This window comes from Deltaproteobacteria bacterium (assembly GCA_019310525.1).
In the GTDB taxonomy this organism is placed as follows: Bacteria; Desulfobacterota; DSM-4660; order Desulfatiglandales; family HGW-15; genus JAFDEE01.
In genome coordinates, this window is sequence record JAFDEE010000102.1 from 1 (window position 1) to 9,769 (window position 9,769).

The window sequence follows — 9,769 nt, forward strand, 5'->3', positions numbered from 1 at the left end:
GCAGCCTCTGCTTTCTGCTGGCCTGCAAAAAACCTGAATTTGAAAGAAACCGTTATGTATGACTATCTATCTGATTTTATTATTAATGAATAGCAAAACAATTCTATTCTAGACGGCAATGGCTCCAGGGAAAGGAAAGGGTCGGGATACTTCCCGGATGACCCTGAAATTATTGAAGGCTCATGCCCTGGGCGCTTCGTTCCAGGCGGAGGTCAGCCTCTCTCATGAGGGAGAGGGCCTTGTCGTATTCCCTCAGGGCCTCTCCCTGGCGTTGGCTCTGAAAGTAGAGTTCCCCGAGTCTATACCTTGCCTCGTAATCATCTGAACGGATCCGGTTGTAAGCCTCAAGCCGCCTGATGGCCCGCTGCAAATCGCCTTTCATCGCATAGACCTCGGCGCTTCCCTTGAGGGCTTCCGGGTTCGCCGGGTCCACCCTCAGGGCCTTCTCAAAAAACCGGAGGGCTGACTCAGGCATGTCAAGCCACAAAGCCCGATTCCCCAATTCAGCCAAAAGCCCTGAATCGCCGGGGTATTCCTTGGCCAAACATCTGTATACCTCCAGGGCCTTCCGCTCCTTTCCGGTGAGCTCATAGGCCCTTGCCAGCATCATTCCCTCCTCCCGATCGAGAACCTTTGACGACCCAAAGGACTGAAGATACTTAAGTGCCCTTTGACCGTCCCCCCGATCCAAATAGGCCCGGGCCAAAAGAAGGACTTCTTCCTTCTCTATGCCCCCCGAGGCCGCCAGGATTTCCAGCGTTTGGATCATCTTTCCGGTATCTCCTGTCCATTCATAGGCCTGAACGAGCATCCTCAAGAGGGATGGATCCCCGGCACGAAGTTTCCGTGCCCTTTCCAGATACCGGACGCCCTCCAGTGGCCGCCCGGCTTCCAGGTAGCTTTTTCCTGCAATCACTGCCTTCCGGTAATCAGAGGGATCCCCGTCTGAGATCTCTCCCCGGAGCCGGGCCGCCTCACCGGGCCGATTGGTCCAAAGGGCCAAACGGATCAGGTTCTCCGTGAAAGACGAATTTTCGGGATGGGCCTGGTGAAGCCGGCTATAGATAGCATAGGCCTCCTCCGGGAGCCCTGCTTCTTCACAATACAAGGCCGCCTCCCTCTGGATTTCCAGGTCCCGGGGCCGGTCCTTTGCAAGGGCGAGGAAAAGCCTTGCTGCCTCCACGCCCTGATTGTTCCACAGATACAGCTTCGCCAATTGCCTGAGGGCCTCTTCATCCTTCGGTTTCAGTCTGAGGTAGTCCCGATAGGCATTGATGGCCCTTCTCTCCTTCCCCAGGCCGAGAAACATCTCCGCCACCCGCAATATTAAACGGGCGTCCCCCGGGTGTCGTTTGCGGGCCAGCAGAACAGCCTCTGAGAGGATAGGCTCCTTGCCCCAGGCCTCGGCCGCATCCAGCATCCGAAGGGTATTCGCGCGGCTTTTGGGTTGGAGGGCCGCTATCCGCTTGAAGACCGAGTAGGCCCGCTCCGGTCGGCCTATAGAAAGGTAGGTCTCCCCGATCCTTTTCAAGAGTCTTATGTCCCCGGGGCTCTGCTTCCGGGCCAGGGAGAGGGCCGATTCCAGGATGCCCCGGTCCCTGGTGGCCTCGGCCGCATCCAGCAGGGTTTCAAGGGTCTCTCTCCCCCCGGGAGACCCTTCCACCGCCATCTTGAGGACGGCATAGGCCTTGCGGGGCTTCCCCGTCCAAAGGTAAATCTCCCCCGCCCTCTCCAGGATTTTGGGGTCCCCGGGCTTGAGGGAAACCGCCTTTCCAACGGCCTCCTCAACGATGCCCGGATCGCCCGTGGCAAGGGCGATATCGAGAAGTTCCAAGACCACGCTCGATTCTCCCTTTGATCTCTCTGCCAACTCCCGGGCCAGGGGATAGGCCTCCCTGGGGCCGGGGGCGGCTTCAAAGGCCTCCCGCAGGGCCAGCAGGTAAATATCCGAGGCATCCTTCCGGTGTTTCAGGAGTTTTCTGGAGGCCGCCAGGGCCACCCGGAAATTTCCCGCCTCCCTCGCTGTTTCGGCCAAAGCCATGAGAATTTCCGGATTTCCTGGAAATTGCCGGTCCAGGGCCTGGACGATCTTCAAGGCCATAGAGGAAAACCCGTTCCACCTAAGGACTGTCGCGAACTTCATACGGGAATCGTAACCCTTGCCGAAGGCCCTATCCATGTATGCGGCAAACTCTTCTCCTACCTCCAGCTTTCCCGTGGATACAAAGAGTTCGAGGGCCCGGGTGAGACCTCCTTCCTCTCCGCCGATTCCGGCCTCCCTTTCATCCCGGGCAAGGGCAAGGGTCCTGGCTTCGTTGAATCTCAGGAGATAAAGGCCTTTGAGGAGTTCCCCCAGCAAGGGATCCTTCGGTCCCGAAATCCACTTACCTGAAAGACTTTCCATTTCCGTGGTAAGTGCCGTAAAAAGGGTGTTCCTGGAGATGCGCTCTTCGAGCCCCTCTAAATGCAGTTGGGGAAACTGCTCCTCAACGGGCCGTTTCTCCGCAGCCCGAATGAAACTAACGATTGCATCCACTTCCATGTCCGGCCGCCCTAAGTATCGGTAATAATCGATGAGCTTTGAGAAAACCTGAAGGCGATCAGGACGGAGCACTGCCAGGGTCTCCAGGGTCCTCAGGGCCTTTTCGGGTCTCCGGTCCCATTCGTAGGCGTGCACCAGTCGCTCGAGAATCTCCGGATCCCCCGGCCTGTAACGGGAAGCCCGCTCAAGGGCCTTTATGGACCGAGGGATTTCACCCTTTTTCTCAAGAAGTTCCGATACCATGAGCAGAGCGGAGATATTGCGGGGATCTTTCTTTAAAATACGATGCAGTTCCTCAAGGGCCTTGTCTGTCAGGCCCTTTTTCACATAGAAGGAGACCAGCATCTCCTGTCTGGGAAAGATGAGGGCGGCCAGGATCCCCAGGGCCAGGAGGAATCCCAGTATCTGCCAGGCCTTGAAAGTCTGAATGGAGAGGCGGGTATACCCACGGATCGGGACCTCGAGAGCGGCGGGCTTCTCCATGGGTTCTCCCGGGGCCTTTTTGTCTTTTAATTCCATCGGATTCTAAGCACCCCGGTGCGGATCGGCTTAAGGGAGAGGATCCCCTCCCTGTCGGATTTCACCATTCGTTTCCCTTCTGGCAAGGCCGAACCTTCCACGCTAAAGGCTGTGTTTGGTTCCATACCGGCCAGTTCCAGCCGGCCCTTCCCAAACCCCCTATATTCCAGGGACAGGGTTCCCTCTTCCACTCGAAAATCCTTCACCCACCCGCTGGCTGTCCGCACGTGGGGATACCTCCGGCCGCCTTCACGGCCGGAGGCCGGATCAGAAAGGACGATCAAGGCTTCTTTCGCTCCAGGCGCCAGGGACACATAGAGGCCCTGGGGTTCCCTTGCGAATCCGATGACGTTCCGGCATCGCCCTAGATCCGGGGGCTGCCCCCCGGGATCAAAACGCAGGGTGAGGCATGATCCGTAGTCCTCGATTTTATATCGCCCGGGGGCTTCCCGGGTCACCCTGACCTTGAGATAATCCAGGACCATGCGGATGTATTCGGAGGTGAACATAGGAGCGATATCCTGTTTCATGACCCACTCATAGACTTCCTTAAGGGCCTTGAGAGAGGCAGGGTACTCGGCGCTGAAAAAATGATAATAGATATCGATGGGAGCCACCCGTAAGGGGGTTCCGGTCCTCTCCATGGTGGTGATGATCCGCCGGAACCCGTAATAGGGACCCTGCCAGAGATTGCTCAGGATATTATCGTTTGCCTGGCCTGTATGGACCTGGTAGTGGTTGCCCACCCTGCGGTAGAGAGGGGCCACAGAAGTATAAGAATCGTCCACCTCGTCAAAGACCGTGTCCCCGCCGTTCATATTCAGCACCCCCAGGGCATCGCACCGGGCGATATGGGATTCCAGGGGCTCGCAGTTTCCGGACCACAGCATGACCCGGCAGGGCCGCCCTGGAGGGGCCAGCTCCTTCGTGATGTAACGGATCGAGTAGTCGATCTCCATCCGGGGGTCAAATGTATAGTCGTGTATGGCGATTCCATGACGTGAATCGTACATCTTCTTGTATTGGTAATTCGGGTCCCAGTAATAAGGATGGGAATATGTGTGGGATGCACTCTCCAAATTAGGTAGTGCAAAAATCTCCCTTGCCAGGGACACCAGTTCCTCACTTCCCAGGGCCGCAGGATCTATCTCTCCCACGATCACCGAGGCCGTTACAGGAAAATCGTACCGTTTGAAGATCTCGTCCCGCATGATCTCGGCGCAGCGGGACTTCTTGTCGATCCTGGAAGGGCCGGGGAAACCGTCCGCGTCCACATGGGATATGGCCACCCGGAGTCCGTTCAGGGTGGTGGGATCGGGAACGGGTTCTGCAGTCAGTCCAAGGGCCTCCCGGAAGAAAAGGAACGGGTTGAGATACCACTTCTTTCGGTAGTAGATAGGGTCTTCCCACATAATGAAACCCGAGAGGGCAAGCCCTCCTCCCGGGCTGGTGACAATCACCGAACTCTCGCTGTCCGCCCTGTCCGTTCGCCTGAGGCCAAGGTAGGTCCGAACCTCCGGCCCCAGCGGACGGTACCGCTCGTAGTGGCTCGGAAAGGGCGGATACCTTCGCTCGAATTCCACTCCTTCGGGATCCTTGAAGGTGTAACGGATCAGGGCCTTGCAGAAGGTGGAATCCCCCTCGTAGGCAAGACCTAGATGGCGAAAAATCTCGTCCACCTTGGCCTTGAGCGGACTTTCACCATCAACGCCCGTGAACCCGGGATCCCCCAGGATGACGACTCTTCGGCCCGCCCTGATCTGTCTGACCAACCATTCCACGTAATCGTCCCGCACCTTGCCCAGAGGGCCCTCGAAAGAGGTGATCACCGCGCGGAACAGGGACATGGTCCCATCGTCCGGAAGGGGTTTACGGTTTACATCCCTGTATTCCGGCAGGATCCCGTAATAATTGAGCACGGTTTGGCAGATCTGGGCCACCAGGTTGGTCTCCGGTCCTTGCCCCCGGAAGCCGTCGTAAAGAACCAGCACCTCCCTCCTGATAGGTTCCCCGGCCCGCGCACCAGAGGGAGGCCTGAACAAGGAAAAAAGTACCACCAGGGCGATACTAACCCTCAAGGGCGTCCAAAAAGATCTGATCCAGCCTGTAGTTCCCGACATAGGGGATGAAACCTCTCACCCGTGAAAAGGAAACGGCCTCCCGTGCCAGTTCCCGCTCTTCGTTCCCGTCATAATCCAGGGTCAAAACCGTGAGGTCCGGATCCGCCTCCAGACCCCGAGCCAATTGCTCCAGCAGGAGGGTTCGGGTCTCCCGGGGAACCTTCCGGTAACCCTTCTCAGGACCTGCATATTCGCTGTACAGGCCCTCAATCACCACGCAGTCCAACACTCCCGCAACGGCGGGCAATAACGGGAGACCCCGGTTCATGGCCAATACGGCCCGAGGGAAACGGTCACGGATCTCCCGGATGAGTCCTTCAAGGGCCAGGGGGATTCCGGAATACTGCTCCTCCTCGTCCCCAAGCGTCAAGCCGAGGCAGGAATCGACGGTGTCCAGGAACAAACCGTCAAAACCCCGACGCAGAACCGAGGGGATGATCCTGCCGAGGAGCAGTTCCCGCCATCTAAGGTCCCGCACGTCCATGATCCAGGTGTTCCATCGTCCGTTTTTCTTGAGGAGAAAGGACTCCTCCTTGACCCAGGGCCACAGGTGCCCCCCCTCTTCCACCTCCCCCGTACTCACGTAGCCCAGCAGCAGGGGACGCCCCCCCGATCGGCGGGCCAGGGGAGGATGGTAGTGTCCGTCCAGCACGGCCAGATCGAACCGGCCGTATTCCTCCACACCGCATCCGGCGCCGTAATAGCAGGTCCAGTTGCGAATGCCCCACAATTTCCGCCGCTTCATCGGAACTACCCCACAAATCCCCTCTTTTCGGGTATGCAGGGGCCGTGCCATTCTCTTTCTTACAGGATGACTTTGAGCAGGAACCAGAAGGTCCGGGTGACACCGCCCGCCACCGTCCTGGACTCGCTGGAGTATTCGTAGTCCAGGCTCCCTTCCACGCGGTTCCCGAACCGGAACCGGATTCCGGGAACCACCCGCCAGGTATCAACCTTTCGGCCGAAATCCCGGGTGATCCCTCCTGAAAGAACCCAACCCCAGTAAGGACGGGGCCGGACCTTCAGGCGGCCGGAAAGGCCATGGACCGCTTCGGATTCGATCATGGAGATGGGTCTGAACATCTCCGAGGAATAGAGGAAGCGGGAGCGGTAATAAGAATAGCTGAGGGAAAAGTCCGGGCTTTCCGTGAGACGGCGGGTCAAGATGAAGGTCATATCCTGCTTGGTGCCGTAATCCCCGGTATCCCGGAGGGTGTAATCTTCAAGGCCTGCGCTGAGAAGGATCCCCCAGGCCGGGCGTGGTGCCCAGTCCAGGGTGACGAAGAATCGATCCAGGCAGCCTCCGTATGCCACGGTGTCTACGGGATCGTACCAGGGGCGGTTATGCTCATAGTCCACCCCAAGGGATACCCCCCGCGGGAACCGGATATCCAGTCCTAAGAAAAGGGAAGTTCCTTTCCCCTTCCCATCGTGGCGGCCCGCCCCCGCCTTTACCAGGAGGGATGAGTTCAATCGATGGTGGAGAAGGAAAAAAATGTCCTTGATGCCATAATCCAGGGGCGAGATGCCCGTTTGGGGTGGGCGCGTGACGTGGATATCATGCAGGGTGAGTTCCAGGGAGGTCGCCGTGGTGAGGTGCCGCCTGTACCGAAGGGTGAGGGTCTTGACAGTGGACTCGTCGGAATCCAGGGAATAGGTGCGATATCCAGATTCCAGGGACGGACTGTGATCCCGCAGGATCTCATGGAGACTCCTCAGGAGTTCTCCGTTCCCGGGATCCAGATCAAGGGCGCGGTGGAAACACTCAAGGGCCGTCTCCCAATCCCCGCTCCCCAGCCGTCCGTATGCATAGTCGGACCAGAGGCCCGGATCCCCCTTCATCCGCCCCAGGATGTCCTCATATACCGGGAAGGCCCATTCGGCCCGGCCCGCCTCGGTGTAAAGGCGTGCCAGCAACCGCGCGCCCCTGAGGTGGGATGGGGATTTTTCGAGAAGATCCCTGAGTTCCCCCACGGCCGCCTCGTAATTGTTGGTACTGATCAACGCCTCGGCATAATCCGCCCGGATATCCAGATCTTCCGGGAACTGCTTTCGAAGCCTTTTGTATATCTTGAGGGATTCCCGGGGGTATCCTTTCCGGATGAATATCCTGGCCCGCAAAAGATCCCGCTGTTTCCGTTCTCCTGCCCCATAGTTCTTTCCGACTTCATTTCGGGAACCGGGCGCGCCGGAAAGATCACCAGGCAGGACAACCTCTTCCTGTCCACTATCCGCCTCGGACTGCCCGCCCCAGGTGAAAGGGGGGAGCATGAACACCAGCAGGATTGCGATTATTCGACTCTTCATCCCGGAAAGAAAGTCCTCCTGATTTCATGGAGGAAAAGCGCCTCAGCGCACCATGTCTGACACCATGTCATGGCAGACCTTCTGAGCGAGCCTGTTAAGAGAATCCCCCCAGGGCCAGGGGCACCCCCCCGTGGCGGAACGACTTTCCGCCCAAAGCACCTTTCCGCTCTCCACGTCCAGCATCCTGACGTTGATCCCCACCACCGGGGCCTCATCCAGGCCCCTCTTGTAACGGTACTCGGAGACCGATCCGTAGATGACCGTATCCACCCCCAGCCTTTTCCCGATCCGAAGGGCCACAGTCTTGTCAAGGACGGTGTCCAGATCTTCTTCTCCTCCTTTCAAGGTCTCGAGCATTTCAGTCCGTTCCATGAGCCTAAAGGGGGTGAGAGCGTAAAGCTCCGTGCTCAACAGGTCTCCAACGATCCTCCCCGCGTTGGGGTAAGTGGTCAGGTTGACCAAGGGTAAGACGGCGACATACCTTGCCTTCCCATGGATCTCTTTTCCTGAGAGGTAGCGCTGATTCGCATAACACCCACAAAGAGAAAACATAAGAACCAGGAAAACAATCCAACCGCTTCTTATCGCCTTCATTCTTTTCCTCCCGGAAAATCATTTGATAAAATTATATATTTCCCGTCGTCCGAAATGATTCAACCCCAAATTACACGTAAACCCCCGACCCTTAATGGGCGAAAGGACTGCCCACGGAGCAGTTCTTTTTGTTTCGGATCGGTAAAACTCAAGGACCTGAAAGGCCTCAGCTCATCGCATGGATCTTTAATACGGCACTCCCATGATGTTTCCCTGGAGCACCATGATTTGGAATGAAGGCCTGATCTCAATCCATATTTACTTTCCCGTATTTTTAAAAAGGATTTTTTGAGTGTTTAAATCCCAGACGCTGTTATCAGCCAGGTTGTTATCCTGTTTGAAGTTTTTCAAGGCTTTTCTTGAACCGGGCCCGAAGATTCCGTCGATTCGTTTCTTATAATATCCCAATTCCTTTAACCGCGATTGGATGATTTTTGCGTCCCTCTTCTTGCGCGGGTCCAGAAACACCTTTCCTGATTCTATCGGGCCTGATTGCGGTTTTGTTTCAGTCAATTTTTTGACTTCTTTTTGCGCAGTCACCTTTCTCTGTTTCCGGATTACCACGAACTTTTGATTATCTTCATACCTCTTTCGATTCATGTAAGATGCTATTCGCACGGTCTTTCTGTCCGGACCCGAGTTGGTATTATAAAGGACATTAACATAGAAGTTGTCCTTTAATGCATTGACGCTGAACTTCCCCCCTGATACGAGGACCCGCCAACCATGATCATTAATATACAGTGTATCGAGGATTGATTGCCCTTCCATGTCGGGATTGTCTGTAATTTTCAGTTCAAGAGAAGCGTAAGATGGAAGGCGATCTTTACAGAACACCATAATAAAAGAGTCTTCCGGCGTGGAATTCACGCTGGAAAACGATTTTTTCCAAACAGACAATTTTTCGTATTTCTGCTTGTTTATTCTATCTTCCTGTGTTGGGACCATGTTAAAAGCGTTGAGCAGTGCATGAACGTAAAGATCCATAAAAGAAGATAACTCTTTTAAGTTCGTGCCTTTAAAAGAAGACTTTGGAACAATAAATGTCTGTATTTCAGGAAGCGTAGGAGCGATCAAGGCCGTGGCCGATTTATTGATTGTTATCCCGCCTTTTTTCACTGTATAATCGGCCGCGAAATAGTCGGCGACACGTCTTCCAAAAAGGTCCCCGAAGTTGAACACACCTTCAATTACAATTTCAGCCTCCTTCTTTGTCTGTTTTTTTACTTGAAACCCGGTAAGTTGAATGGCTAAAAGCTTGAAATCATCATACGTGAAGTCTTTATCATAAAAGGCGTGTTTCCCTTTCGGGTCAAAGGTTACTTCAGGGCCAGAATCTCTGTTTCCCCGCATCTTGTTCACAATGGCAGCTATGACAAACTTTACATGGGCAGGTTGCTTGGCAATATCCCCGATCGTAAGGGCCGGCGGGTGAATTTCAATTCCTTTTTTTTCAGGAGCCTTGGCCTCGGCCACCTGCGCCTTGTTTTTACCGGTAGTAGTAGTTGTGACACATCCTATTACAAAAAAAACCGCAATGAATGATCCTATCCACAATAATGTCTTTCGCAACATACTAAGACGGTCAGAAATATGTAGACATTTTTCTCTAGTTCTGCTATTACCTCAAGCATGGAAAAGCTTGATGGGAGAAAAATCGGACCAGAGGCAATGGAGCAAATCCGCA

General features: G+C 55.4%; 6 protein-coding genes. All 6 read right to left on the reverse strand.

Annotation, left to right across the window (positions count from 1 at the left end; translation table 11 throughout):
• Positions 1-169: 169 nt before the first annotated feature.
• Complete coding sequence (locus JRF57_14630; protein ID MBW2304936.1) at positions 170-3,025, reverse strand: tetratricopeptide repeat protein; 2,856 nt, start codon at positions 3,023-3,025, stop codon at positions 170-172.
• A gap of 26 nt (positions 3,026-3,051) precedes the next feature.
• Complete coding sequence (locus tag JRF57_14635; GenBank protein ID MBW2304937.1) at positions 3,052-5,052, reverse strand: polysaccharide deacetylase; 2,001 nt, start codon at positions 5,050-5,052, stop codon at positions 3,052-3,054.
• A gap of 76 nt (positions 5,053-5,128) precedes the next feature.
• Positions 5,129-5,926, reverse strand: a complete 798-nt coding sequence (locus JRF57_14640; GenBank protein MBW2304938.1) for an endo alpha-1,4 polygalactosaminidase — start codon at positions 5,924-5,926, stop codon at positions 5,129-5,131.
• 59 nt (positions 5,927-5,985) lie between these two features.
• On the reverse strand, positions 5,986-7,488 hold the full coding sequence (locus JRF57_14645) for a tetratricopeptide repeat protein (protein ID MBW2304939.1): 1,503 nt from the start codon (positions 7,486-7,488) through the stop codon (positions 5,986-5,988).
• Positions 7,489-7,530: 42 nt separating this feature from the next.
• Positions 7,531-8,040, reverse strand: a complete 510-nt coding sequence (locus tag JRF57_14650) for a penicillin-binding protein activator LpoB (GenBank protein MBW2304940.1) — start codon at positions 8,038-8,040, stop codon at positions 7,531-7,533.
• 300 nt (positions 8,041-8,340) lie between these two features.
• Positions 8,341-9,639: a peptidoglycan-binding protein gene (locus JRF57_14655; protein MBW2304941.1), complete on the reverse strand. Its 1,299-nt coding sequence runs from the start codon at positions 9,637-9,639 to the stop codon at positions 8,341-8,343.
• Positions 9,640-9,769 lie beyond the last annotated feature (130 nt).